The following is a 22,647-nucleotide window of genomic DNA, read 5'->3' as shown; positions in this document are numbered from 1 at the left end:
CCCAAGAGGAAATCTATTCCGTACATCTTCGCCTTGGGGAGGGGAGCGCGCCGCTAAACCCCCATGCCTTCGTCAGATTCAGGCGAAGTGATCGAATCGACGCTGATCTCCGAGGGTCCATATCCGTGGAAGCATCACCAAGCTGGGTCGTGGGAGTCGCTGGCGAACTCGGCGCAAGCTGATTGTGACAGGCTGCCGGTATCGCCCGACAGGAGATTTGCCGTGACCACAATACAGTCGATGTCTAGTACCGCGACAGCTCACCGCTATGGCGTAAGGGACCGTACTGCGCCAGAAGCTGGTTTCAGAAACGAGGACGGCGGGAAGGCCGACACGTCACTTAAGCCTCAACAGAAATCGGAGAAGTTGGAAGGCCTTCAAACCGAGCTTGAGGCTTTGAAGAAACGCGAACTGAGCATGCCCATCAGCGATTACCTTGTCGCAAAGTTCACACTGCAGGAACAAATCACGACCGAGAAGTTGAATGCGGGTGAGAAGCTCGATGTTCTTGGCATTGAGTTCAACGGACGCGTGTTCCAGATCGGAGGCAAACGTCTGGACGTTTCTCTTTTGAAGAAAGTGGACCCTTCAGGGTTGGAGATGGTGCAGGTTGCGAAACCTGAGGAACGACTGCGCAACCTTTTCGCGCAGCAGAGCTAACGACATCCCAGCTGAGAGTAGGGGAGGGGCCGACTAAAGCCCTGATGCCTTGGTCAGATTCACACGAAAGCGATCACGCCGCCGCTGATATCTGCGGGTCATCTCCGCTGAAGCATGACCAAGCTGTTTCTGGACGTAACGCTCGTCGACCTCAGCGGAAGAGGCCAAGCCCGCGCGAAGGGAATGGCCGCAGAACTTGAAAGCCCGCTCGATCTCACTGAGATCGCCGCGAACGCCGGCAGCCATCGCCGATCGGTTCACAAGCCGGGCCACCTCCTTGTCATTCAATCGCTCGGATCCAACCGCCTTGCCCTGTCCTGTGACGCGGCGGAAGAGGGGGCCATGAGCCAGTCTGGCGAACTTGATCCAGGTCTCGACGGCCGCGACCGGGCAGGTGGCGTCGGAGGAACCTCGGCCGACCTCGACCTCCCGCCATCCGGTTTTGCCGCGCAGAGTGACAAGCATGCCTTTGTCGAGGATCTCGATCCAGCCCCGGCCGTCCTCCGTCTGGTCGGCTTTGACATCAAGACCGACGATCTCGGAGCGCCGCAGGCCGCCGGCATAGCCCACGAGCAGCATGGCCCGATCCCGCAGGCCCCGGAGCGTGCCGCGATCGAGCGTTTCGATCATGGCGATGATCTCTTCGGCCAGCACCGCCTCTTTCTGCACCGGCGGCCGGGCATGGCTGTTGCGTATGCCGGCCATTACAGTGGCGATATGACGGTCTTTGCGATCGAGCGAGAGACCGCGCTGGGCATAGTTCCAGGAGAGCGAGGAGAGACGGCGTTCAATGGTCGAGACTGAGTTCGCTTTTGCCCCCGTTCTGCCGTGCCGGAAGCGCAGGCAGTGATATAGAGCCCGACAGTTGGCGGATGCGGGGGGAGGGGAGCCAGATTGGAGCGCCTGCACCACGCCGAAAAATGCTTCCAGTCGGCGGCGTAGGCTTTGCGGGTGTTGGCGGAACTGGCGGCTTCAACATAACCCCGAGCGCGATCGGCAAGGCTGGCAAGATGAGCCGGTGTCTCGCCACCGCCGGCGAGAGAGGGCAGGGGGCTTTCGCCTAACACCTCCGTCGTGGAAACATCACTCTCCGGCGCCGTGCTGAGAGGCGACGCGGAGGTCTCCTCGACGTGATTTTTGGTGTGTTGCTCGCTGTTTTGGGCCATTTCTGTATAGTGAGCAGAACGTCCGATAATGCATTATCGGACGTTATTCGTCGGCGACATGCCGTGCGGTTCATCGCGATATTTCTAGCTTAAACCGCGCACCTGGTCTACAATCCGACGCATGGATTCTCTCGTGCCCTCCGCTTCAACGGCCCCCGCCTGGTCGCCCCGCATGCCGGCTTGGGCGCTGTCTCGGGGACGTGACATCAACGAGTCCGACGCCGCCTTCGGCGCTGGTAACGCCCTGAAATCCCTCGATGATCTGATCCGAGCCGAGCCGCCGTGGGTCGGCTGCTGGCGCGATCGACTTGCCCTCAAATCGGCCGCCGTCGCTGCCAAGATGCTCGGCCGCAACGAAGAGGAAACCGCGCTCCGCGACGCCGTTCTGCTGACCGTTGCCGGCGACGATCCCGGCCCCGCTGGAAAGCTGTTTCTGGCGACACGGATGCTGACGCGCCGATCCGGACCGGTCACCACTTCCTTCGTCAAAGAGATCGCCGATCTTTTTGGCCTTCGGTGGGACGACGGTCTTGCCTCAATTCCCGAAACCGTCGATTCTGCAAATCAGTCCGGGCGAGCAGCACCCTTCGCGGTGGCGGACCTTATTACGGCGATCTCTGCCGTTCGCCCGGATGCCGAGGTGCTGGCGCTTGGGCTGGCCGAAGTCGTTCTGGCGCACAAGTTGAATTGGCCGAATGCCAACATCTCCAAACTTTTAACTATATTATCAAGGTCCATAAGCGACATATCAAAATAATAGTTTTATTTTTCTAATATTTCCTCCTTGGTAAATGGCTTGTAGTGATTAAAACACCTTGGTACGCTCTGTATTTATTCAAAACTTCAGAAAGTGTTCTGATCGGAGTCGCGCTAATCGAGTTTTTGGACTGCTTGCACTGCACAGCAAATTTAGTAGTTATGCCACCCGCTTTCCGAGATGAAATCGAAGGACATCTGTCAGTACCGGAGCAATAATCCCCATTAGGGGAAAATTCACCCGGCATTGACAACATCAAGCGCCCCGTTCCCGATCTTCGAGGCGGTTGCCATCGGATCTCGAGCAAGACGCCGCGTCACACCAATCCTTTCAACTATCGATCTCGCGCGCATCCTGAATTCTTAGCTCCAAGCGAGAACGCTCCACGTCCTTTTGGCTTGCCTCCAATGCCGCTTTAAGGTCATCGATCGCGTCCTCGTCAAGGAGCGCTCGTCGAATATCAAATCGCAGCTCAAGAAATTCGCTTCGGAAGCGCTCGGCTTTAAGTTTGGACAGGGCGCGTTCAACCCACTCCTTGGCGGCGATGGGATCACCTTGGGCCAAGCGTGACCGAGCCATCAGGCGTTCCAGCCATTCTCCTGACCATACAGCCACCAACCGTCGAGGAAGGAAGGGCCTACGTTTCCGCGCCCGTCGCCGTGACACGATTGGCAGCCGAACCAAGAATAGAGGCGCTGACCCTGGCTCAGATTATAGGCATCGCTTTCGTAAGGTTTCCCCTCGACAAAGTAGCTCTCAGGCGGCGCGCCGCTGATGCCGTTCGGCATCAGTCGAAACCGATCGAGATCGGCGACGACGGGTGGATCCGTCCTCAGTTCCCGCGGCTGCCGGGCCCAGCCGAGAAACGCGGCTCCCGCGACCACCAGCAGAAAGGTTGCCAGAAACAACCACTTTGCGTCGTTGATGCCCCCGAACATCATGTGCTCACCCGGCTGCCCCCTCAATCATGTGGAACTTCTGAGGATCGGCTGAGACGCACCGGAAGGAGTTTGTAGGAGGGCGTTTTCGATTTCGGATCATGGTGAGCCAGCGGAAAGAGCGGGTTCGTCTCAGGATAATACGCGCCGCAACATCCCTTGGGAATATCGTAGGCAACGATCCTCAACGCCGTTACTGTCCGAACGTTGTTTGCATCGATCGCGGTGGTCAGATCGACACTGTCGCCGTCCTTGAAACCCAACCGGAGGATGTCGTCCGGATTCACAAAGACCACGTTGCGAGTGCCTTCCACCCCGCGAAAGCGATCGCTGAACCCATAGATCGTTGTGTTGAACTGATCGTTGGATCGCAGCGTCGCCAGGTGGAGGACGTCAGTGCTCCGCGCCGTCGAAAATTCCGGAAACAGTTTTTCCGGCGTCAGGAAATTCGCCTTGCCGCTCTTCGTCACCCATTTGCGTTCGCGCGCCGGCAACGGCCTGACAAACCCGCCCGGCGTAAACAGGCGTTTGTTGAAATCCTTGAACGTCTCCGGGTAGGTTTGCTCGATCGCATCACGGATCTCCGCGTAATTCCCGACCCAGCTGTCCCAGGGAACCTTGGTTTCGCCGAGGGTCGCCTTGGCCATGCCGGCGACGATTGCCGGCTCCGAAAGGAGCTCCGGGCTTGCTGGTCTCGTCTTGCCGCGCGAGCCGTGGAAATGCGCGATCGAACTCTCCATCGATACGGCCTGCGGACCGGTCGCTTGCTCGTCCAGTTCGATGCGACCGAGACACGGCAGCAGATAGGCAATCTCGCCATGGACGACATGGCTGCGATTGAGCTTGGTGGCGATCTGCACGCTAAGCCGCAGCCTACGCCAACCTTCTTCCATGGCAGTCGTGTCGGGGACGGCTCTCAGGAAGTTGCCGCCGAGACTGATGAAGGCACGTGATTGGCCGCTCATGATCGCCTCACAGGTCTCCACCGTCGAGCGGCCCGTCCAGCGCGGCGGTTCGAAGCCGTAGAGTTCAGATAGCTTGTCCAGCGGCGCTAAGCCCGGCTTCTCGGTGATGCCGACAGTCCGCTGCCCCTGGACGTTGGAGTGACCGCGGACGGCGCAGATGTTAGCGCCCGGTTTGCCGATGTTGCCGCGCAACAGTGCCAGATTGCAAACCATATGGACGTTCTGGACGCCCATAAGCTGTTGCGTCAAACCCATGCCGTAAACCATCATCACCGCCTCGGATTTGGCGTAGGTGGCCGCTGCCCGGGTCATCTCATCACGGCTGAGGCCCGAAACCCGCTCCAGCTCCTCCCACCGATGGCCGCGTGCGGCGTTGGCGAATTCCTCGAAGCCGGTGGTATGCTCCTTGATGAAGTCATGGTCGAGAACATGTTTCTTGTCGGCCGCCGCAATCGAGGCGGCAAAGGCAACCATCGCAGCGTTGTCCGGATCCTTTGGTGTGCCGTCGTCACCGGCGACACGGCTTTGATGGGAGGCTGTCCAGGCATCGTCGGCTTCGATCAGCGCCTTGCAGACGCCGAACAGCGCGGCGATATCGCCGCCGTTGTTGACCTGATAATATTCGGAGGAAATCTTCGTTTCGTTGCCGGTGAGCATCTGCGTCGGCGACTGCGGATTGACGAACCGCTCAAGGCCGCGTTCGCGCAACAGATTGAAGGTGACGATCTTGACGCCGCGATCGACAGCATCCTGGAGATCGTGCAGCAAGCGCGGTGACGACGTACCAACGTTCTGCGCGATGTAGAAGATGCAGTCGGTATTCTGGAAGTCCGAAAGGACGGCTGTTCCAACAGCGGCCCCGATGCTTTCCGGGAGAGCGACCGATGAGCTCTCGTGACACATGTTGGAGCTGTCGGGCATGTTGTTGCTGCCGTACATGCGCGCAAACAGCTGGTACATGTAACTCGTTTCGAGCGATGCCCGACCCGACGTGTAGAAATCGACCTGATGCGGGTCGAGAGCGCGTAGGTCCCGACCGATCTCTTCGAACGCTTGGGCCCAGGTGACCGGAACATATCGATCGGTGGCTGCGTCCCAGCGCATCGGATGCGTCAAACGACCTTGTTCTTCGAGGTCGTGATCGTTCCAAAGCTCCAGTTCGGAAAGAGGATATTTGTCGAAGAATGCCTGGTCGGCCCGTTTTGATGTGATCTCCCAGGCCGTCGCTTTTGCACCGTTTTCGCAGAATTCGAGCGGATGGGTTTTCGCCGGCTTCGCCCACGCGCAACTCACGCACATATAGCCTTCCGGCTTGTTCTGCGTCGACAGCAGCTTCGGCCCACGCAGAGCGACATGCTCTTTCAGAGCGATCTCGGCGACGGATTTTGCAGAACCCCATCCGCCCGCAGGTCCGGAATAGGGCTTGATTTTGGGAGAGCGTGTTTTCGACGTCATGGATGCCTCAAGCGATACGACGAGGCGAGCCATCTCGGTTGAGGCTCCCCGGTCACACTAAACCTTCGATGTCGCACCATGTTCCGACCTGCACCGGAAGGGCGCAGCTTTGCTTCTCAGCTCTATCCTCGAAACTCGCCCTCGTTCATGTCGCGCTCGTCGAAATTGATGTCCCAGTCCTTGGTGTCTTTGCCCTTGCCCGGCGTTTTCTTGTTAACCGTCGCGTCGTCGGAATGGGTGATCACGCGCGGCTTGGCGCTGCTGACACCGTTGTTGGAGCCACCTGCATGGTTGCTTTCGGACTGCCCTCTGGCGTCCTGTTCATTCTGCGCTTTGGACGATCTGCCATTTTTTGTCATGATTAGGCTCCTGGGCGGTCGGACCGGGGGGTTCTCATATCCTCCTCAGCCTGCGTCTCGCCCACTGCGCGGCGCAGTCCCTTTTCAGCCTCTCGAGCCAGACGCGTGCGACGCCGGGCGGCGGTCGGATTATCCGCAGCGCGAGAATCATCCGTTTCAGCTGGAACCGTCTCGAGATCATTATTTCCGAGTGCCCCCCATGGACGGATCCCATTCGACGCCTTCTGTCAGCTCCACGAAGATCGGCTTGCCAATACCTCCATTGTGGGATTGGGCCAGTTTGAAAGCAGCCTCCGGCTCCATCTCCTCACCAGGAAATACGCTAGCTTTGCGTTGACTAATGACGTGCTTAAGCTTGGTTCGGTTCCATGGTCGCGTCGGCGGGAATCTGTGGGAAAACATATGTCTGCCATCTTGCGGTTTCGCAACGAAAGACCATCCACGTTTCTCGTAAAACGCAAAATGTTCGCTTGTAGCCATGAGAAATAGGTCGCTTCGACCATTCCAATGAGCGCGGTCGATGGCTGCGGCTATCAGAGCGGATCCTACTCCCTTTCCTCGATGCGCAGTGTGCACCCACAGTGCAGAAAGCCAGGGTGATAAATCGCGCCTCGGTTCCATGTTGCTTTCGACAACCGAAACCGTACCGGCGAAGCCGCTGCAGTCGTGAGCAACCAGCGTGAACGGAAATGAACTCCCGCCGATACTGGCGTTGACCTTCGCTCTCACGTGCTCGATCCACTTATTGTCGTTCCACCACTCTTGCCATATGTGGTGAGCAACATTCTTGGCGTGCCAGGGACATTCGCGTAGGTCTTCTATCACCAAAGAGCATTCCAATCGAGGTCGCTGAGGGCCAGCCGAACTTGGATGGTCCCGGAATGTTCCTCGAACGATGGCACCTAGGGTCGCCAGCCCGGTTTGGTTGATCCCCAGAGACATCAAAGGCGGTGGCAATTAGGTGCCTGCTTTCCGCGCTGCTTTGATTTCCTGAAGGTCGCCTGGCGCAACCATCTGCACTCCATCCCTTTCGGCAAGGAAGACGCTTCGAGGCGGTTGCCGCCGAAGCGCGCCGCAGCCAAGCGACCACTGTAATAGGCCCCAGTGTCGAGGCAGATACGGTTACCGAACGGTCAGGAAAGCAGCTGTCGGTGGGGGTATGGCCATGCACGATGGTGCGTTCGAACGGTAAATCATGGCCCAGGAAATCCTCCCGTATCCAGCGTAGATCATGGGGTTCCTGCTCTTCAAGAGGGACCCCTGGCCGAATCCCCCCATGCACATAACAGAAGTGGTCATCTATGACCTTGTCACAACCGGCGTCGAGGAGGTCAACGTGCTCCGGGAACTGTTCCACAATGGCCGCTCGAACCACTTCAAGATTTTCCGGCCTATCTGGAAGGTAGCTCTCGAGGGTGGTGTATCCGCCAAGTTGTGGTCAGCCAAATGCTTGTTCATTGCGCTAGAAGATGTTGCGGCAAGAAAAGAACAAAAAAGCTATCGTGATTTCCGAAGATTAGCGCCGAACCTGGATGACCGATTAGTGCTTGACCGACCAAGTCCATCGCGCGCCGGCTCTCGAACCCCCGGTCGACGATATCGCCGAGGAACACCAGCACAACCTGTTCCTGTAAACCTTCTGCATCTTCTTGGATCGATGCGAGAAGTTGACCGAGCAGGTCAGCCCGGCCATGAACGTCTCCAACAGCGTATGTGACTGGCATCAATTTACTCGCGCTATACCGCCTCAATTTTCTTCTGCATCTGGAGTGAACCCCTCGGGCTGGACCATCGAAACAATGCAAACTAAGCCGCCTGCTGGGCGAGTTGGGTTTCAAATTCTGCTGGCGACAAATAGCCAAGGGCTGAATGCAACCGTTTGGCATTGTAAATCTGCTCGATGAACTTAGGCAACTGTTCGGCTACGTCAGCGAAAGTCTCGTAGCCTGCTGGGTAGATATCCTCCACTTTCAGGGTCTTCATGAAGCTCTCTGCCTGCGCATTGTGATAAGGGTTGCCGACGGCGCTCATAGACCCCTGTAAGCCTGCCGCATCGAGCGCTCTTCGGTAGGTCTCACTTGCGTACTGGCATCCGCGGTCCGTGTGGTGAATGCAGCCGCGTGGGGGCTTTCTGTTCTCGATCGCCGAACGCAATGCTGCCAAAGCGAGCGGCGTATCCAGGCGTTTCGACAGGCCATAGCCGACGACTTTCCGGCTGCAGGCGTCGAGAATGACAGCAAGATAGCAGAAGCCAGCGGCGATGCGGATGTACGTGAAGTCGGCCACCCAGACCATGTCAGGCCGCGACGGGATCACATTGCGATAAAGGTTCGGGTAAATCGGCGAATCGTGGTTGCTATCCGTCGTGCGAACATACCGCTTGCGAGGCTTGATACCGAGGCCATTGGCCCGCATGACGCGGGCGACACGCTTGTGATTAACGAGGTGGCCTCTTCGCCGAAGCTCGTGCGTCACGCGCCGGTATCCGTAGCAGGGCAGCTCGTCCTGGATGTCTTCTATGATTGCAACCAGCTCGCTGTCGCCGAGATTTAAAGCTTTTGCCGTTGATTGGTAATAATCGGTGCTCCTCGGGAGATCGATCATTTTGCACCCCCGTCTGACAGAGCAGGCCGGGGGCCGCTGATGATGGAGGAGCTCGCGCTGTCGGCGGCGATCGGCTGGCGCGGTGTTTTTTTCACCAGGTCCAGCTCCATTGTAAGCTGGCCGACCTTGCGTTCGAGCGCCGCGATATGTGCCTCGTACTCCGCAATGACGCTGGCCTCAGCTTCTTCATCGTTCAGCTCGCCACGATCGAACTGCGTTAGCCATAGCTGTATGAGATTGGCCGAAACGCCGTAGGTGCGCTGCGCGTCGCGCCGCCCGATGACACCGTTTCGGATATCCTGGCAAAGCTGTAGTTTAAACGGTGTCGAATGCCGTCGATATGGACCTCGGGACTTCATGAGCCTTCTCCGATTGAGGCCCGCAGAGTGTATCAGTTTTTCCCTGCCCCGTTGTCCAGCCCGAGGGGTTCACTCCAATCGAGGGTCAATTTCCGTCGATGAGTACCTCGTCGCCGTCCATAACAATCATTAGGCTTCCAGAGCTTTCGGCCCCGAACATCCAACGCATGGTTCTGTCGGCCGTCACGTCTCATCCGCTCGCGCCGCGCCGGCGCCGCAGCACGTGGCAACGATGAACACGTTGATGGATTTTGGCACACTCATCCCGAATATTCGCCGCTCACCGACAGGCAGCCGACATAGTGATGCCCGCGAGGGCCGGCCTCCATTTCTCGCGGCTCATACCGCAACTTTTGTCGACCTTTGCTGTTAGCGGGCCTTGCAGAGCAAACCGTCATTCAGATCATTCAATTGCGGCGCGCCAGCATCTATTCAAACCATTCAGGAAATTTTTGTGGGAGGGAGAGCGAGTGACAAGAAACCGAGGGGTCATTCCAGCCGAAGAACACTTCTAAAAGGGATCGTTGCCCTCACCGTACCTTCTTCATCCGTGATCTCGAAGACCTGGCCGTCGACAACCCTACCTTGGCTCACTTTCTCAGCCAAAATTTCCTGTGCGGAGCGCACCGCCTCCTCAGCAGCCTGCTCGATCGTTGCGAATTCCGATCCTTCGGGATCCTTTCTCAAGACGCCGTTTTCGCGGATATGAAGGTAAAACAGAGGCATGCCTTAAATCCTTATCTTGCGTAGCCGAACTCGGCAGCTGGAAAAGAGTTTCGGTCGATGACCGTACAAAGGTCGCTCAGACAACGGTGGGAGGCAGTCAATGAAGGGCCGATCAGTGGTCTGTTGTATCGGAATCAAACGCTGGAGTGGAGTAGATGACCGGAACGCGAGGCATCCTAGAAACCGACAACATCCTGCTGAGCTTGCTTACGGATCAGGATCAAAACGCACTGATCCCTTGGATGGAGAAAATCGAGCTGAAGCAGAATGATGTTCTCTTTCAACCGTTGCAGGAGATTGAGCACGTTTACTTCTTCGACTCTGGCTTATCCTCAGAGATCGCCGTGAACGCAGATGGCATCAAGATCGAGGTGGGCTGTGTCGGACGAGAAGGTATGTCAGGAGTTCCAGCAGTACTCGGAGTTGGCGCCTCCCCACATCGGAGCTTCATGCAGGTGGGCGGATCCGCCCTTCGTACCCGCGTATCGGATTTGCAGAGGTGCATGGTCCAAATACCTCTATTTGCCGGACTGCTACTGCGTTACGCGCATGTGTTCATGGCGCAGATTGCCGCGACGGCTCTTGTAAACGGACGCTACAAGGTGGAGCAGCGTCTCGCGAGATGGTTACTGATGTCGCATGACAGGCTTGGTGGCGATCTGCCGCTCACTCATGATTTTCTGGCTCTGATGCTGGGCGTACGCCGTCCCAGCGTTACCGACACCCTTCATCTCCTCGAGGGTGAGCGACTGATCAAGGCGAGCCGAAGCCTCATCGCGATCAGGCAGAGAGAGAAGCTCCAGGCGTTGGCGGGGGATGCCTATGGGGCACCCGAAGCCGAATATCGACGTCTGATCTCGACCCGATGGCCACCGACCAAATGAAGATCGGATGGATGCTTCACGGCCAATTTGCATCTGTCAATGAACAGCATCGACGGAAAGCTTGCATCGATAGTTTTCAATTTTGTGTTGCAATCTCCCCCATAACATTCGTGAGCAACCTGCAACCTCAGTACGATTTCGTACAGGAACGGGCGTAAGCCGAGATTCTTGTGCATTGAAATCGATGGAGCACGGGCCTCATGTCGAAAATTCTTCCCACCGACGTCCGACATGATGTCGTTCATCATATCCCTACCCTGCGACGCTTCGCATTCCGTTTCTGCCGCAACTCGACCGAAATCGACGACCTGGTCCAGGAAACGCTTGTTAAAGCAATAGCTGCCAGCGACACCTTTGAGCCTGGAACGCGGCTGAAGTCCTGGCTTTTCACGATCATGCGCAACGTCTATTGCACGTCTTACAACAAGCAGCGTCGTGTCGGTTCTCGGTCTTGATGGAACGGCTTGTCTGACGACCACCGGGAGGTCGTGGACCTCGTACTGGTGCAGGGATGGACCTATGACGAAGTAGCATCCGAAAAGCTGCGCCGTCGGCACGATCAGGTGTCGGATAAGCCGCGCTCGCGAGCGTTTCGCGATCGCGATGGGCGACACCATAGAGGACGCGCTATATGTGTGACTCCGACCTCAGCGATGTCGATCGGCACCGAGACCCGCTTTGCTGCGCGACCGCCATAAGATCGCATCTCCACGAACAACGGACAATCAAGATGATGGCACGCTACAAGATCGTCGAGCATGACGGCGGATGGGCATATAAACTCGGCGACGTCTTTTTCGAGACGTTCGCCTCTCATGACGATGCTCGTGCGGGAGCTGAGCAGGTTGCCGAACGGAAACAAGTCGGCGGCGAGCCTGTTGATTTCGCTTATCAGGACGCTAGTGGAGAATGGCGCTAAGAACACCTCGATGGCGGGGAGAGGCCGCAAACGGAAGTTGTCGATCAAAAACAACGGAGCTTCCTTAAATTATAGAGTCTCAGGCGAAAGTACGCAACCGTACATTGCTTGTCCCTCGCGGAACAGAGTCATGAGATGGATGTTCATTCCGTGTGCAAGGAGGACGGTATGCGCAACGACGACCCTGAGACAGGCTTTACAGAAGCCCAACTACTCGAACAGATCCCGGCCGTGAGGAACTTCGCAAGACGCTTCCACCCCGCACCTGGTGATCTTGATGATCTTGTGCAGGAGACGCTTACAAAAGCAATCTCAAATTCGGACAAGTTTCGCCGCGGCACGCAGCTGCGCTCGTGGCTCTTCACGATTTTGAGAAACAGCTTTTGCACAAAATTTGGCCTTTCCAAGCGAGAGACGGTTGGCCTCGTGGACGACTGCGCAAACAGAGGCGTCACACAGCCTACTCAGGAGTGGAATGTACGGGGGCGAGAGCTGGAAGAGGCGCTCGTTAGCCTTCCTGACCGCTACCGTACCGCGCTAGAGTTGGTTTTTATACAAGGCGCGAGTTACGAGGAAGCCGCCAAGCACTGCCGGTGCCCGGTGGGAACCATGAAAAGCCGGGTCAACCGCGCGCGGCTCCATCTTGCGAAAGTGCTCGACGCGGAAGACTCCTGAGCTAATGCAGGCGGCTATCTTGGTATGACGTAAAGAGAGCAGCGGCGATCTTGTCAAGCTCAGTCGGTTTCTCGCAAAGCGCGAACCCCGTGTAAGCGGTTGGAATAAAAGCCGGGTCATATCCTGTGGCGAAGACGAACGGTATGTCGCGTTTCTCAAGCTCATCCGCAACGGGAAATACAAAATCATCGCCGAGATGAGCGTCGAGGATGGCCGCATCGATACGGGAAGTGTTTACGAGCTCCATTGCGCCATCGACAGTCGCCGTGGGCCCGACTACGACCGCTCCCACGAGTTCCAGCTTCCTGCGGGTCTCGTCTGCAAGGAAATATTCATCCTCGACGATGAGGATGTGTTTTCCGTGAAAGAGTTGGGGGTATCCTTTAGCGTTCACAGCGGATCCTTTTGAACCGAACCTATGCCCCGGTGATGGCAGCAAGTGTACTGATCAGCTTGCGCTCGTCGCACGGTTTCGAGAGAAACGGAAGGCTCCTATACCGCGTCGGCACGGCTTGTGGATCATAGCCAGTCACAAACACGACAGGCACGTTTCGTTTCAACATGATATCCGCGGCCGGAAAGGCAGTGCCATCGCTCAAGTTAATATCGAGAACAGCGGCGTCGAGGGCCAAAGACGTGTCGGTTGCGATCTCCATCGCTCTTTGTAAATCAGATACGGGTCCGAAAACTCTTGCGCCGGCATTCTCGAGTGCGACGGCAATCATTGAAGCTATGAGGTATTCGTCTTCCAAGAGAAGAACAGAATGACCCTCAAGAACCCTTCTCATCATCAACAATACTCGCGCCATCGATCTACGTCTCCTGGACAATGCGTATTGGCCAACTCAGCGATCGACTTCACCAAAGACGATGTCGAGCGAGCCGAGGATTGCCGAGACATCTGCCAATTGGTGCCCACGGCACATGTAGTCCATTGCCTGCAGGTGCGTGAATCCGGGTGCTCGTATCTTGCACCGGTAAGGACTGTTTGTGCCGTCAGCCACCAGATAGACGCCGAATTCGCCCTTGGGCGCTTCGACGGCTGCATAAGCTTCTCCTTTCGGCACGTGAAATCCTTCGGTGTAGAGCTTGAAGTGATGAATAAGCGCCTCCATCGACCGCTTCATCTCAGCGCGCTTTGGGGGGACGATCTTCCCATCTGCCGATGAGACGGGGCCGGTCCTCTCCGTAGAAAGAAGCCTCTCAATGCACTGCTTCATGATACGGACAGATTCTCGCATCTCGATCATGCGGATGAGATAGCGGTCGTAACAATCGCCGTTTTTTCCGATCGGTATATCGAACTCCATGTCGGAATAGCACTCGTACGGCTGCGAACGTCGCAGATCCCATGCTGCCCCTGAGCCGCGCACCAAGACACCGGAGAAGCCCCATGCCCAGGCATCATCGAGAGAAATCACGCCGATGTCGACATTGCGCTGCTTGAAGATGCGGTTTCCGGTAAGAAGGTCGGCGATGTCGTCAAGTGTCTTTGGAAAAGTGTCACACCACCGCCCGATATCCTCGACAAGTTCCGGAGGTAGGTCCTGATGCACCCCGCCGGGGCGGAAGTACGCCGCATGCATTCGAGACCCGGACGCGCGTTCATAGAACACCATCAGATTTTCGCGCTCTTCAAATCCCCAGAGCGGCGGTGTGAGCGCGCCGACGTCCATCGCCTGGGTCGTAACGTTCAAGAGGTGCGATAGGATGCGGCTGATTTCGGAATAAAGGACGCGGATCAGCTGCCCTCGGATTGGAACCTGCAGCTGCAGTAACTTCTCGATGGCAAGGCAGTACCCGTGCTCTTGGCACATAGGTGCCACATAGTCCAATCTGTCGAAATACGGCAAAGCCTGCAGATATGTCTTTGCCTCAATCAGCTTCTCTGTGCCTCGATGAAGCAGGCCGATATGAGGGTCGACGCGCTCGACGAGTTCACCGTCAAGCTCGAGGACGAGCCGGAGGACGCCATGTGCGGCGGGATGCTGGGGGCCGAAATTGATGTGGAAGTTTTGGACGCTGTGTTCAGGCATCACTATCCTCACTCAGTTTTGCCAGTTGTCTTCTCGTCACCGGGAAGCACGTACTCGGTTCCCTCCCACGGTGATAGAAAATCGAAATGTCGGTATTCCTGCCGAAGCTCGACTGGCTCGTAGACGACGCGCTTTTGATTGTCGTCATAACGGACCTCAACATAGCCGGTGAGGGGGAAGTCCTTGCGCAGCGGGTGTCCCTCGAAGCCATAGTCCGTCAAAAGTCGACGAAGGTCCGGGTGCCCTTCGAACAAGATGCCATACATGTCCCATGCCTCGCGTTCGTACCAGTCCGCGGCAGGGTAGACAGCGCAGGCCGAGGGGACGGGGGTCTGCTCATCGGTGCTAAGCTTGAGACGGATGCGTTGGTTCAGGCTCGGCGAGAGCAGGTGATAAACCACGTCGAAACGCTCAAGCCGTTCCGGCCAGTCGACGCCGCAGACATCAAGCAGGCAAACGAAATTGAATTGAACGTCGTCACGCAAATGAAAAAGCAGCGGCACGATATGCTCGCGGCTGGTCACAATCGACAGCTCACCCAACGATACACTGGCCGACAAATAGAGGTGGCTGCAGCTGGCTTCGAGCTGTTTGGCGAATTCCGACAGGGAGTCCATGGGAGGTCCTACGGTAGGAAGATTGATCTAACAGGGCTTCACACCCGCATGCTCAATTGCTCGGCGCTGGTGCTGCGGGGTTTTTCGGATCTCGTATGGCAGGGGTTGGATGGTCTCCTTCCGCGCTCATCATCGTCTGATCGACAACGGCCAGAACGACGGCGAACGTAATAATGAAGATCGCGACCGCAGCGATAAGCGTCCGTCTGCTCATATCTTTCCTCCGACACGATGATGAGGCTGCCGCCGCAAGCTATGTGCGGCGGCAATCATTGCTTACATCTGCTCGACCTGAGCGCCGCCACCGGGTTTTGCCGGACCGAGCACCGGCTTCTGCCCCAGAGCTTGCGTCATCGGCATGGACTTGAACTCGCCCTTGCCGTCCGCGGAAGGTCCCTGCGACCAACGTCCAGCGACCGGATCGCTGCCGTCCGCCTGGAAGCCGAGGAAAGCGTAGGAGAACTCCTGCTTTTCCTCTTCCCGCGGGAAGCTGTTGGGGATCGGGAAGGCGCCGGCCGTGCCGCCCAGTTCCTCGAGCGCTGCCAGCCACTGGTTCTGGTGCATCGTGTCGCGGGCGATCAGGAAGGAGAGCATGTCCTTCATGCCAGGATCGCTGGTCATATTGTAGAGCCGAACGGCAAGCACCCGGCCGGTGGATTCGGCCGTGACATTGGCGGTCATGTCGGCGGCGATATTGCCGCTCGCATAGATATGCGACATGTCGAACGGCACGCCGTCGGAATCGACCGGCATGGCGGACAAACCCGCAGAGAGCAGGTTCTTCAGGTTGATGCCGCCGAGCACGGCGCCGCCGACCGGATCGGCCGCAATTTCTTCCTTGAGCTTAAGCGGCGCACCTTCAAGGTTCATGGCGACGGCCGTCGCCAGCATTTCGATATGGCCGAGCTCTTCGGCTGCCGTGTTCATCAAAAGGTCGCGGAACTTCGGATTGCCGCGGGCGCCGCAGGCCTGGAAGAAATATTGCATGGCTACGCGGATCTCTCCTTCGACGCCGCCGATCGCCTGCTGAAGCGCCCTTGCGAAGAGCGGATCGGGGGTCTCGACCCGAACCGGGTACTGCAATTTGCCGTCGGTATAGAACATGAAGCTCTCCTTCTTGGATGGGGAGCCGCGCGAACAGCCGAACGTCGCCGAAGTTTCATCAAGATCAGATTTTTATTCATCCCGCAGCCGGGGTGATGCTCATCGGTAGCGCTGACCGCTCCATTCAGCAGTGACGAAGGGAACGGCTGAGCGAGGGCGTTCAGCAAGTAAAGGGTTCTTCTGAATGTCCGCGACCGTACAAGCCGCGGGATGCATGAACTTAATGATCCCCGGCTGGTTTGGGGCAACGAGGTGTCGGGATGTCACTCCTCGTGATGAAGCCCCTCCAACAATCTCGGCACTTCACCCGCTCCTTCGGAAAGAAACATGAAAATCACCACGTTAACAACTCTCGCAGTTTTAACTGGATGTAGTGCGGCCACGTCCACTATTGCCCCCATTCCAGGCAGCATTACCTACGGCGGCCAGCCGTCGACGCGTCTAACAAAGTCGCCTATCGGCAGCCAAGTTTCGCATGGGTTTCGTGACCCTTCCGGCGTGCGATGGGAGGAAACCTATCTCATTCAGCCAGACCGAACCCTGAGACTCGTGAACCGTCGCCGCATCAGCATTCCTGACGACTGATTGGACGCGAATCTAGTCCGAGATGGCGGAACAGTCATGGTGTTGAGGCATCTTGCTCGGTCAGCTCAAGCGAGCATCCAGCCGACAAGTAGAACCAGCGCGGAAGCGCCTATTCCCGCAACCATCATCCACATCATAATCGGCGCCTGCAAGTGCGGCTCCTCTTAACCTTCGAGACAATGCGCCCGAGACAACCCGGGTGGTCAAGAAAGTTCACACGGAGGAATCCTGGCGGATTGAAACTCTCGCCGCGATCGCCTGTTCGCGGGCCGATCTTAAGGAGGTTCATCGTGCCGGAAAAGCATCCGAACACCCGTCAAGGGGCGGACCAGGCTCAAGCCACGAGGACCGGCACAAGCCGGTTCCTGAGCAACACGATCGGCGACCGGATGGCGCACCCACCAACCGGCCGGTAAGCCGCGTCTCAGGCGGTGGCGGCGAGCGGGACGAAAAGCATAGCCACGTTGATCACATGGGGAGCAGCAATTTCAATCGAACAGCACGCCCAGCCCCACGAGCGGACCTGAATGGTTCGACAACAAGCCCCGCAAGTAGCTGACAATAGCAGGTAGGCTCGTTCGATCGGCTATCTGGGCCACTTGAACGAGCTCTGCCAGCCACCGATGCGACGTATTCTTCTGCAAACGCATTGTATCCGTAACAAAACTATGGGTTCGGTACAGCTAACGCGGCAACTTCCAGTTCGACGGCATCCATCAAACGAGGAGGTTCAAACATGGGCGAAAAACCCCCGCCAATCTTTTCCACGAGACCCTGAAGGACATCTATCATGCCGAGCGGAAGATCGCATCCGCACTCGGCAAGATGGCCCTCACTCAAAAAGAAGAAACACAAGGTCAGATCGAGCGCCTGCAAGCGGTGTTCGAGCTCATCGATAAGCGGGCGCGTGGAAAGACATGCCCGGAGATTGAAGGCATCATCGATGAGGCTGAAGAGATCATGGAAGAGTTCAAGGGTCCCCTGCGCTCGATGCAGGCTTAATTGTAGCGGCTCAATCCGTCGACCATTACGAGATTGCCCGCTACGGAACGCTGCGAACCTCGGCAGAGCAGCTCGGGCTGAACGAGGCCATCGACCTTCTCGACGAGACGCTCGCGGAAGAGAGGAGAACCGAAGAGCTTCTAAAGAAGTTCGCACAGACGGCGGTAAACGCTGCTGCTCAGAAAGCAGCTTGATCTTTCTTGGCTCTAGTACCCGATGGAGCACTGCATACTCCATCGGGTAGCCTCCGGGTGTAGCAAGGCCGGAGGCAGACGAGAGGCTTCTAGAAAAACATTTTGATTGAGAAGAGGCGAAGATGTCCAAGCGTGATATCGATGAAGTCGTGAAGCGAGTTCTGCGGCAGGTCGGCATTATGAGTGCAGATGGCCAGTGGGGCACGAAGTTTGGACAGGCGCACGACGCGCAAACGACGCCGCCTGTTCAGCGGAAAGGAAATAAGGCGCGCCCGAACAACGGCAGGAACATAATCTTCCCTCTATCCGTTTCCCGCCGATCATCCTTCAGCTCAGGAACCGGCTCGCCTCTCTCGCCGCCTTCTCGAAATCGCGACGCGCTTGCTCCGGCGTGATGCGATCTTCGAGTGCCGCTTTGCAAGAGATTTTTGCTTTGATGAACGGAGCTCCGGCCATCGTCGGCCAACCTTCAGAGAGTAGGGCCAGAGCTTCGAACGGGCCAGTTACCTCGCGACGCGCAAAACCTGGCAACGCGACGACGACAGGTTTTTCCCAATTTCCGGTAACCACGTGCAGCTCCTTCGTTAGGTCCGATATTGAATCCGATGATGATAACCTGTTTTCTCACCCGCTGTACGCTTATGTCCGCTCCCGGACGAAGCGGTCTGGCCGAGGTGCCTTGTTCTGGCCTCGAACAAACGCCTCAGCGAGATCCTCGGAAACCGCCCTCATTCATTTCTGACGGATCGTAGTTCAGATCCCATTCCTTGACGGGTTTCTGACCGGGTGGTGTCTTGTGCGCCGTAGCATCCTCGGATCCGGTGATTACCGTGGGCTTGGCGCTTGCGACACCAGTGGACTTCGGATCCGCTTGCGACTTGGCGTACTGCCCTTTCGCATCCGCTTCTGGATTACTCATATCAATCTCCTTTCGTTTTGCCGGCGTCGGTCACCTTTTCCCGTGAGGGATCGGCGTTGTTCTCTCCGACCGCATCACGATCTGTGTCGGGGTCATCCACTGCCGGCAAATAGCCGCGCGGCCTCGTTTCTTCGGGTCCCTCCCACCGTGGTGACTGATCGGTGGTGCCAGCCGCACCGGGCTTTGGCTCGTTGATTGCCATTTCAGATCCTCCTGTTGAGGTCGATCGAACGGATAAGCCTCGCGGGAGTTCCCTTGGTTCTCGATGGATTTGCCCCAGATTGGAAAATTCGAAGGTCTCGGAAACTTTGCATGTCCCGGCGAGTTAGCGCGGCCAATCACCAAAGGAGTTCAATATGGCAAACGCTGATCGAAAGCACATCGGTTCTGGATCGCGAGGCAAGGGGGACGGAACAGGGGCGATGACGGAACTCGACCAGGACGTCCTTCCGGAAAACATGGTGCTTTCCAACCGCGACAAGGCGCAGCACTCGCGCGAACGGGGGTCGGACGGCAAGGCAATCCAGACTGAACAGCTTCGCAATCCAGACTGAACAGCTTCATGATCATGAAGCCAACAAAGATCCAGCTTGATAGGTGAAGACATGAGTAGCAGACCTCCGCCCGTTCCAGACGAAAATCGCAGCCCGAAAGGAACCGGTTCGTCGCCAGACCAGCCGGCCAATCTGAAATCCACGAAAGATCCGGCGGACAATCCCGATAAGATGGGGAAGCAGAGCAACAGCAAGGTCAACACGACCCACCAGAGTTATCAGCAGGACCGCTAGACCGGCGCGCCGCATACAACCGGCGTGCTGCGCGAGAGCCATGGAAAACAGGAGGCTGCTGTAATGACCACACCATTGGGGCGCGTCAGAGGATTGGGATCGGCGAAGGGGGGAACCAGAACCTATGTTCTGAAACAGGCCTCCGGTGTCGCGCTGGGGATCTTGACCCCTTACATGATAGGGGTTGGGATCTACCTGTTCGGGCGCGAACGGCAGTTCGTGGTCGACTCGATATCCACCTTCTGGGTCGGTCCGCCGCTGGCGGCGTTCATTATCTTGACCGCACTCCATATGGATATCGGTATGCGCACTATTATCGAGGACTATGTTCATAGCGGGCATCGGAAGCTGGCCTTGATATTTGCAAGTTCGATGTTCAGTTGGGGCATCTGCATCGTCTGCATCTTTGCCATGTTGCTGATGATGTTCGAGCACGCTCGCTCGCCGTGAGCGGAGGCAATGACGGCTATGCTTACTGCCCCCGGTTTGCGGGACCGCCGATTTCGGTACGCTTCAAGACACACCTGCTCCGGTTGGAACTTCAAGCTGGTGGGCAGGTTAGCCCGGCCAACATTGTCGTGAGGCCCTAATGTCTAAAAATGATGACCAGAAATCCTTCCCGACGCCGGCGATCGCATTGGCTGGGAAAAAGGCGAAGTCACTGAACCTCGAGAAAGTCGACATGAGCCGGGCAGGTGCCCAAGGCGATGTCTACGTCTCGAAGGGGCGCTCGAGCACCTTCGTGTCTGCCATTCCAGACGCTAAGAGAGCAAGGAATGAGTTCGGCCCCGGATCAGACGCCATCGGTGAGTAGCGCGGGATACTCAACAGATGCAGGCATCAACTTATACGCCTGGTTATACGCCTAGAAAATATCCGCACCCGGTAGGCCCGATACCGAGAAGATTGGCAGCTTAGCGGAGCTCGAGAGCTTCCTGGATAGCTCCGGCCTTCCTGGAGCCTCTCCTTCCAGAGAGATCATAGCCCGCACCCTGCTGATGCAGTCAGACGGGCAAGGATATTACAAATCTTGCGCTGATCCGGACGAGCGATGGACGCTGCTTTGGGTTCAGATCGGCGGCAGGTAGAGTTACCTTCGTTGCGTCCGGAACTCGCATCGAGGCCGAAGGTTTTCAGATCCTCTTTCATCCCAAGGAGTTCATGATGAAGTCAGCCGTTGCTCTCGTCACCGGAGCTGGTTCGGGTATTGGCAAAGCCGCTGCGCTCGCACTCGCCAGGGAGGGATACAAGATCGACGCGCTGGGCCACACTCAGGATGAGATTGCATCAGTTGTCGAGGAAATTGCGGACGCTGACGGCGACGCGATTTCGCTCCTCGCCGATATATCTGTCGAAGAACAGATGTCTGCGGCCGTGGCCCAGCTCGTAAAGCAGTATGGGAGGCTCGATGTTGTTGTCGCCAACGCCGGCATCAACGGCGTATGGGCGCCGATAGACGATCTGAAGCTATCGGAATGGAACGACACGATCTCGGTCAATCTTTACTGGCACGTTTTTGACGATCCGCACGACCGTGCCCGAGCTTAAGCACTCGGGCGGCGGCTCAATGATTGTTGTGTCTTCGATCAACGGGACGAGGACATTTACGACCCCAGGCGCGACGGCGTACACGGCCACTAAAGCGGGGCAGGTCGCAATGGTGCAGCAACTCGCGCTGGAGCTGGCGCGCCACCAGATTCGAATCAATGCCGTGTGCCCCGGTGAGATCGAGACGAATATCGAGGCGAATACCAAGCTTAGAGGAGAAGACGAGACGGCGATACCGGTCGTTTGGCCCGACGGGCAGGTTCCCATCACCGGTGGGCGTCCGGGCCGAAGCGAAGACGTCGCCGAAGTCATCGTCTTCCTGGCGTCGGAAAGATCCCGGCACATTACCGGCTCTCCGATCTGGGTCGACGGCGGTCAAGGTCTACTCCGCTAGGTACGGATATCATTCGAGATAAAGAAGGTGACGTTTTGACAGACTACGCATTTGGACCGCTTGTGTTGGAGGATGGGGTGGAGTTCCGGATCTGGGCTCCCCTGGTAGAAGACGTCTCTCTCATAATCGAGGGAAACCAACCTCCATCAATGGAGCGTAGCGACGACGGATGGCATCGTTGTCACGTTGATGGTGTCGGGCCAGGCATCCGTTATAGATTCATGTTGCCGAACGGGTCCGAAGTGCCGGACCCGGCATCTCGCCATCAGCCTGAAGACGTCCATGGCCCGAGTGAAGTCGTCGATCTCACCTCATTCGAATGGAAAGCCCATGACTGGTCGGGACGTCCCTGGGAAGAGAGCGTCATCTACGAGCTTCATGTCGGCTCTTTCACGTCAGCAGGAACGTTCCGGGCAGTGATCGAAGGGTTGCCCATCTTGCAGCGATTGGTGTCATCCGGTGTCCAGACCGGGGTCAATTCGCCTGCTCGCCACAGCCGCGCCAGCATTTCCGCATCGCGTCGATCGGTTTTGATCCGGTCGCCTGCACGACGAGGGATCATGGCCGGAGAGACGACAGCACAATCAAATCCAAGCTTCGTGAGCAAGCGATGCAGACCGTATCCGCATGGGCCTGCTTCATAGCAGAAGATGGGTTGGGTGTTTGCGGCAACAAGCCGCTTGGTGAGACGTAGAACACTATCTGCAGTATTTTCAATCACACCGTGAAATCGGATCTCTCGATTCCGACCGTCGTCAGCAATGGCGACAGCTATCGTGTCAGCATGAACGTCGAGGCCTACATAAACTATTTTCTCCATGGCTTTTCCCTTCGAAACCAATATTGGCTCAGCAAGGAAAACCTAGCGGCTTTGCCGCCAAAAATCGCTCATCTGGTCTAACCGAATTCGTGCATGTTTTCCGTAGTTTGCCGCCTGTGCTGAAATACGAAGTTTCAGGGTGAAATGCAATTTAGAACCCAGTTTTGGGGATG

The 22,647-nt window shown here is 57.2% G+C and carries 30 protein-coding genes and 4 pseudogenes; 13 read left to right on the top strand and 21 right to left on the bottom strand.

What is annotated here, in order from left to right:
• Positions 1-222 precede the first annotated feature (222 nt).
• Complete coding sequence (locus GQ59_RS15145) at positions 223-660, top strand: hypothetical protein (RefSeq protein WP_152564338.1); 438 nt, start codon at positions 223-225, stop codon at positions 658-660.
• A 33-nt stretch (positions 661-693) separates the two neighbouring features.
• Here the strand turns inward: GQ59_RS15145 and GQ59_RS15140 are convergent.
• A pseudogene (locus GQ59_RS15140) lies at positions 694-1,826 on the bottom strand (site-specific integrase).
• Between the two features lie 133 nt (positions 1,827-1,959).
• On the opposite strand from GQ59_RS15140, the gene GQ59_RS15135 reads away from it, so the two are divergent.
• Positions 1,960-2,583 (top strand): DUF1403 family protein, encoded by a 624-nt coding sequence (locus GQ59_RS15135; RefSeq protein WP_244447971.1) that lies wholly within the window; start codon positions 1,960-1,962, stop codon positions 2,581-2,583.
• A 13-nt stretch (positions 2,584-2,596) separates the two neighbouring features.
• Here the strand turns inward: GQ59_RS15135 and GQ59_RS33580 are convergent, their stop codons facing one another.
• The 10 genes and pseudogenes from GQ59_RS33580 to GQ59_RS15090 form a co-directional block, all read right to left on the bottom strand.
• On the bottom strand, positions 2,597-2,830 hold the full coding sequence (locus tag GQ59_RS33580) for a restriction endonuclease (protein ID WP_432762590.1): 234 nt from the start codon (positions 2,828-2,830) through the stop codon (positions 2,597-2,599).
• 83 nt (positions 2,831-2,913) lie between these two features.
• Positions 2,914-3,162, bottom strand: a complete 249-nt coding sequence (locus tag GQ59_RS15130; RefSeq protein WP_037082623.1) for a hypothetical protein — start codon at positions 3,160-3,162, stop codon at positions 2,914-2,916.
• Positions 3,163-3,179: 17 nt separating this feature from the next.
• Positions 3,180-3,524, bottom strand: a pseudogene (locus GQ59_RS15125) (c-type cytochrome); the annotation flags it as partial.
• Between the two features lie 20 nt (positions 3,525-3,544).
• The gene (locus tag GQ59_RS15120; protein ID WP_037083076.1) at positions 3,545-5,941 is read right to left on the bottom strand and encodes an FdhF/YdeP family oxidoreductase; all 2,397 of its coding nucleotides are present in this window, start codon (positions 5,939-5,941) and stop codon (positions 3,545-3,547) included.
• A gap of 122 nt (positions 5,942-6,063) precedes the next feature.
• A complete protein-coding gene (locus GQ59_RS15115) occupies positions 6,064-6,300 on the bottom strand; it encodes a hypothetical protein (protein WP_037082622.1) in 237 nt (78 codons plus the stop codon).
• Between the two features lie 180 nt (positions 6,301-6,480).
• The gene (locus tag GQ59_RS33575; protein ID WP_084683170.1) at positions 6,481-7,242 is read right to left on the bottom strand and encodes a GNAT family N-acetyltransferase; all 762 of its coding nucleotides are present in this window, start codon (positions 7,240-7,242) and stop codon (positions 6,481-6,483) included.
• 512 nt (positions 7,243-7,754) lie between these two features.
• On the bottom strand, positions 7,755-8,024 hold the full coding sequence (locus GQ59_RS32535; RefSeq protein ID WP_051903964.1) for a metallophosphoesterase: 270 nt from the start codon (positions 8,022-8,024) through the stop codon (positions 7,755-7,757).
• A gap of 82 nt (positions 8,025-8,106) precedes the next feature.
• A complete protein-coding gene (locus GQ59_RS15100) occupies positions 8,107-8,904 on the bottom strand; it encodes an IS3 family transposase (RefSeq protein WP_037082620.1) in 798 nt (265 codons plus the stop codon).
• Positions 8,901-9,263, bottom strand: coding sequence for a transposase (locus GQ59_RS15095; RefSeq protein ID WP_037082618.1), 363 nt, complete (start codon positions 9,261-9,263; stop codon positions 8,901-8,903). Before GQ59_RS15095 ends, GQ59_RS15100 begins: the two co-directional genes overlap by 4 nt.
• A 489-nt stretch (positions 9,264-9,752) precedes the next feature.
• A complete protein-coding gene (locus tag GQ59_RS15090; RefSeq protein WP_037082615.1) occupies positions 9,753-9,989 on the bottom strand; it encodes a DUF6894 family protein in 237 nt (78 codons plus the stop codon).
• 155 nt (positions 9,990-10,144) lie between these two features.
• On the opposite strand from GQ59_RS15090, the gene GQ59_RS15085 reads away from it, so the two are divergent.
• The 4 genes from GQ59_RS15085 to GQ59_RS15070 all read left to right on the top strand — a co-directional run bounded on the left by GQ59_RS15085 (position 10,145) and on the right by GQ59_RS15070 (position 12,467).
• Positions 10,145-10,873 (top strand): Crp/Fnr family transcriptional regulator, encoded by a 729-nt coding sequence (locus tag GQ59_RS15085; protein ID WP_037082613.1) that lies wholly within the window; start codon positions 10,145-10,147, stop codon positions 10,871-10,873.
• A 200-nt stretch (positions 10,874-11,073) separates the two neighbouring features.
• Positions 11,074-11,328 (top strand): sigma-70 family RNA polymerase sigma factor, encoded by a 255-nt coding sequence (locus tag GQ59_RS30565; protein WP_051903963.1) that lies wholly within the window; start codon positions 11,074-11,076, stop codon positions 11,326-11,328.
• Between the two features lie 275 nt (positions 11,329-11,603).
• Positions 11,604-11,792, top strand: a complete 189-nt coding sequence (locus GQ59_RS31160) for a hypothetical protein (RefSeq protein ID WP_244447970.1) — start codon at positions 11,604-11,606, stop codon at positions 11,790-11,792.
• Positions 11,793-11,960: 168 nt separating this feature from the next.
• Entirely contained in the window at positions 11,961-12,467 is a 507-nt protein-coding gene (locus GQ59_RS15070) for a sigma-70 family RNA polymerase sigma factor (protein ID WP_037082609.1), read from the top strand.
• A gap of 1 nt (position 12,468) precedes the next feature.
• Here the strand turns inward: GQ59_RS15070 and GQ59_RS15065 are convergent, their stop codons facing one another.
• From GQ59_RS15065 to GQ59_RS15045, 6 genes are all read right to left on the bottom strand, one after another.
• The gene (locus tag GQ59_RS15065) at positions 12,469-12,861 is read right to left on the bottom strand and encodes a response regulator (RefSeq protein ID WP_037082608.1); all 393 of its coding nucleotides are present in this window, start codon (positions 12,859-12,861) and stop codon (positions 12,469-12,471) included.
• 22 nt (positions 12,862-12,883) lie between these two features.
• Complete coding sequence (locus GQ59_RS15060) at positions 12,884-13,276, bottom strand: response regulator (RefSeq protein ID WP_084683169.1); 393 nt, start codon at positions 13,274-13,276, stop codon at positions 12,884-12,886.
• Positions 13,277-13,312: 36 nt separating this feature from the next.
• Positions 13,313-14,503 carry an NADH-quinone oxidoreductase subunit D gene (locus GQ59_RS15055; RefSeq protein WP_037082607.1) on the bottom strand — a complete coding sequence of 397 codons (1,191 nt, stop codon included), beginning with the start codon at positions 14,501-14,503 and terminating at the stop codon, positions 13,313-13,315.
• An 8-nt stretch (positions 14,504-14,511) separates the two neighbouring features.
• Positions 14,512-15,120 carry an NADH-quinone oxidoreductase subunit C gene (locus GQ59_RS15050; RefSeq protein WP_037082605.1) on the bottom strand — a complete coding sequence of 203 codons (609 nt, stop codon included), beginning with the start codon at positions 15,118-15,120 and terminating at the stop codon, positions 14,512-14,514.
• Positions 15,121-15,172: 52 nt separating this feature from the next.
• Positions 15,173-15,334 carry a hypothetical protein gene (locus GQ59_RS32355; RefSeq protein ID WP_156376353.1) on the bottom strand — a complete coding sequence of 54 codons (162 nt, stop codon included), beginning with the start codon at positions 15,332-15,334 and terminating at the stop codon, positions 15,173-15,175.
• Positions 15,335-15,396: 62 nt separating this feature from the next.
• A complete protein-coding gene (locus GQ59_RS15045; RefSeq protein WP_037082604.1) occupies positions 15,397-16,224 on the bottom strand; it encodes a manganese catalase family protein in 828 nt (275 codons plus the stop codon).
• A 327-nt stretch (positions 16,225-16,551) separates the two neighbouring features.
• On the opposite strand from GQ59_RS15045, the gene GQ59_RS31155 reads away from it, so the two are divergent.
• Together GQ59_RS31155 and GQ59_RS15040 are read left to right on the top strand one after the other, a co-directional pair.
• Entirely contained in the window at positions 16,552-16,809 is a 258-nt protein-coding gene (locus tag GQ59_RS31155) for a hypothetical protein (RefSeq protein WP_084683168.1), read from the top strand.
• Positions 16,810-17,520: 711 nt separating this feature from the next.
• Positions 17,521-18,005: pseudogene (locus tag GQ59_RS15040) on the top strand (YciE/YciF ferroxidase family protein).
• A 327-nt stretch (positions 18,006-18,332) separates the two neighbouring features.
• Here GQ59_RS15040 and GQ59_RS15035 read toward each other — a convergent pair.
• From GQ59_RS15035 to GQ59_RS15025, 3 genes are all read right to left on the bottom strand, one after another.
• Positions 18,333-18,575 carry a DUF982 domain-containing protein gene (locus GQ59_RS15035; protein ID WP_037082603.1) on the bottom strand — a complete coding sequence of 81 codons (243 nt, stop codon included), beginning with the start codon at positions 18,573-18,575 and terminating at the stop codon, positions 18,333-18,335.
• A gap of 133 nt (positions 18,576-18,708) precedes the next feature.
• Positions 18,709-18,924 (bottom strand): hypothetical protein, encoded by a 216-nt coding sequence (locus GQ59_RS15030; protein ID WP_037082601.1) that lies wholly within the window; start codon positions 18,922-18,924, stop codon positions 18,709-18,711.
• 1 nt (position 18,925) lies between these two features.
• The gene (locus GQ59_RS15025; protein ID WP_152564355.1) at positions 18,926-19,120 is read right to left on the bottom strand and encodes a hypothetical protein; all 195 of its coding nucleotides are present in this window, start codon (positions 19,118-19,120) and stop codon (positions 18,926-18,928) included.
• Positions 19,121-19,346: 226 nt separating this feature from the next.
• Between GQ59_RS15025 and GQ59_RS33330 the strand changes: the two genes are divergently transcribed.
• The 5 genes and pseudogenes from GQ59_RS33330 to GQ59_RS15005 all read left to right on the top strand — a co-directional run bounded on the left by GQ59_RS33330 (position 19,347) and on the right by GQ59_RS15005 (position 21,654).
• Positions 19,347-19,478, top strand: coding sequence for a hypothetical protein (locus tag GQ59_RS33330; protein WP_280114047.1), 132 nt, complete (start codon positions 19,347-19,349; stop codon positions 19,476-19,478).
• Positions 19,479-19,529: 51 nt separating this feature from the next.
• Entirely contained in the window at positions 19,530-19,712 is a 183-nt protein-coding gene (locus tag GQ59_RS31145; protein ID WP_084683167.1) for a hypothetical protein, read from the top strand.
• Positions 19,713-19,775: 63 nt separating this feature from the next.
• On the top strand, positions 19,776-20,162 hold the full coding sequence (gene sdhD / locus GQ59_RS15015; protein ID WP_037082596.1) for a succinate dehydrogenase, hydrophobic membrane anchor protein: 387 nt from the start codon (positions 19,776-19,778) through the stop codon (positions 20,160-20,162).
• Positions 20,163-20,301: 139 nt separating this feature from the next.
• On the top strand, positions 20,302-20,526 hold the full coding sequence (locus GQ59_RS15010; protein ID WP_037082595.1) for a hypothetical protein: 225 nt from the start codon (positions 20,302-20,304) through the stop codon (positions 20,524-20,526).
• A gap of 350 nt (positions 20,527-20,876) precedes the next feature.
• Positions 20,877-21,654 (top strand): annotated as a pseudogene (locus tag GQ59_RS15005) (SDR family oxidoreductase).
• A 376-nt stretch (positions 21,655-22,030) separates the two neighbouring features.
• Here GQ59_RS15005 and GQ59_RS31140 read toward each other — a convergent pair.
• Positions 22,031-22,474, bottom strand: coding sequence for an IS110 family transposase (locus GQ59_RS31140; protein WP_244447969.1), 444 nt, complete (start codon positions 22,472-22,474; stop codon positions 22,031-22,033).
• Positions 22,475-22,647: the final 173 nt, after the last annotated feature.

The organism is Neorhizobium vignae, assembly GCF_000732195.1.
Taxonomy (GTDB): Bacteria; Pseudomonadota; Alphaproteobacteria; order Rhizobiales; family Rhizobiaceae; genus Neorhizobium; species Neorhizobium vignae.
This window is presented reverse-complemented; position numbering and strand designations above follow the sequence as displayed.

What these genes read in the sequence shown, in the direction of transcription:
- GQ59_RS33580 (WP_432762590.1), bottom strand. Translation starts at nt 2,830, where the DNA reads ATGCCGGGTGAATTTTCCCCTAATGGGGATTATTGCTCCGGTACTGAC.
- GQ59_RS15130 (WP_037082623.1), bottom strand. Translation starts at nt 3,162, where the DNA reads ATGGCTCGGTCACGCTTGGCCCAAGGTGATCCCATCGCCGCCAAGGAG.
- GQ59_RS15120 (WP_037083076.1), bottom strand. Translation starts at nt 5,941, where the DNA reads ATGACGTCGAAAACACGCTCTCCCAAAATCAAGCCCTATTCCGGACCT.
- GQ59_RS15115 (WP_037082622.1), bottom strand. Translation starts at nt 6,300, where the DNA reads ATGACAAAAAATGGCAGATCGTCCAAAGCGCAGAATGAACAGGACGCC.
- GQ59_RS33575 (WP_084683170.1), bottom strand. Translation starts at nt 7,242, where the DNA reads ATGTCTCTGGGGATCAACCAAACCGGGCTGGCGACCCTAGGTGCCATC.
- GQ59_RS32535 (WP_051903964.1), bottom strand. Translation starts at nt 8,024, where the DNA reads ATGCCAGTCACATACGCTGTTGGAGACGTTCATGGCCGGGCTGACCTG.
- GQ59_RS15100 (WP_037082620.1), bottom strand. Translation starts at nt 8,904, where the DNA reads ATGATCGATCTCCCGAGGAGCACCGATTATTACCAATCAACGGCAAAA.
- GQ59_RS15095 (WP_037082618.1), bottom strand. Translation starts at nt 9,263, where the DNA reads ATGAAGTCCCGAGGTCCATATCGACGGCATTCGACACCGTTTAAACTA.
- GQ59_RS15090 (WP_037082615.1), bottom strand. Translation starts at nt 9,989, where the DNA reads ATGCCTCTGTTTTACCTTCATATCCGCGAAAACGGCGTCTTGAGAAAG.
- GQ59_RS15085 (WP_037082613.1), top strand. Translation starts at nt 10,145, where the DNA reads ATGACCGGAACGCGAGGCATCCTAGAAACCGACAACATCCTGCTGAGC.
- GQ59_RS30565 (WP_051903963.1), top strand. Translation starts at nt 11,074, where the DNA reads ATGTCGAAAATTCTTCCCACCGACGTCCGACATGATGTCGTTCATCAT.
- GQ59_RS31160 (WP_244447970.1), top strand. Translation starts at nt 11,604, where the DNA reads ATGATGGCACGCTACAAGATCGTCGAGCATGACGGCGGATGGGCATAT.
- GQ59_RS15070 (WP_037082609.1), top strand. Translation starts at nt 11,961, where the DNA reads ATGCGCAACGACGACCCTGAGACAGGCTTTACAGAAGCCCAACTACTC.
- GQ59_RS15060 (WP_084683169.1), bottom strand. Translation starts at nt 13,276, where the DNA reads ATGGCGCGAGTATTGTTGATGATGAGAAGGGTTCTTGAGGGTCATTCT.
- GQ59_RS15055 (WP_037082607.1), bottom strand. Translation starts at nt 14,503, where the DNA reads ATGCCTGAACACAGCGTCCAAAACTTCCACATCAATTTCGGCCCCCAG.
- GQ59_RS15050 (WP_037082605.1), bottom strand. Translation starts at nt 15,120, where the DNA reads ATGGACTCCCTGTCGGAATTCGCCAAACAGCTCGAAGCCAGCTGCAGC.
- GQ59_RS32355 (WP_156376353.1), bottom strand. Translation starts at nt 15,334, where the DNA reads ATGAGCAGACGGACGCTTATCGCTGCGGTCGCGATCTTCATTATTACG.
- GQ59_RS15045 (WP_037082604.1), bottom strand. Translation starts at nt 16,224, where the DNA reads ATGTTCTATACCGACGGCAAATTGCAGTACCCGGTTCGGGTCGAGACC.
- GQ59_RS31155 (WP_084683168.1), top strand. Translation starts at nt 16,552, where the DNA reads ATGAAAATCACCACGTTAACAACTCTCGCAGTTTTAACTGGATGTAGT.
- GQ59_RS15030 (WP_037082601.1), bottom strand. Translation starts at nt 18,924, where the DNA reads ATGAGTAATCCAGAAGCGGATGCGAAAGGGCAGTACGCCAAGTCGCAA.
- GQ59_RS33330 (WP_280114047.1), top strand. Translation starts at nt 19,347, where the DNA reads ATGACGGAACTCGACCAGGACGTCCTTCCGGAAAACATGGTGCTTTCC.
- GQ59_RS31145 (WP_084683167.1), top strand. Translation starts at nt 19,530, where the DNA reads ATGAGTAGCAGACCTCCGCCCGTTCCAGACGAAAATCGCAGCCCGAAA.
- sdhD (WP_037082596.1), top strand. Translation starts at nt 19,776, where the DNA reads ATGACCACACCATTGGGGCGCGTCAGAGGATTGGGATCGGCGAAGGGG.
- GQ59_RS15010 (WP_037082595.1), top strand. Translation starts at nt 20,302, where the DNA reads ATGTCTAAAAATGATGACCAGAAATCCTTCCCGACGCCGGCGATCGCA.
- GQ59_RS31140 (WP_244447969.1), bottom strand. Translation starts at nt 22,474, where the DNA reads ATGGAGAAAATAGTTTATGTAGGCCTCGACGTTCATGCTGACACGATA.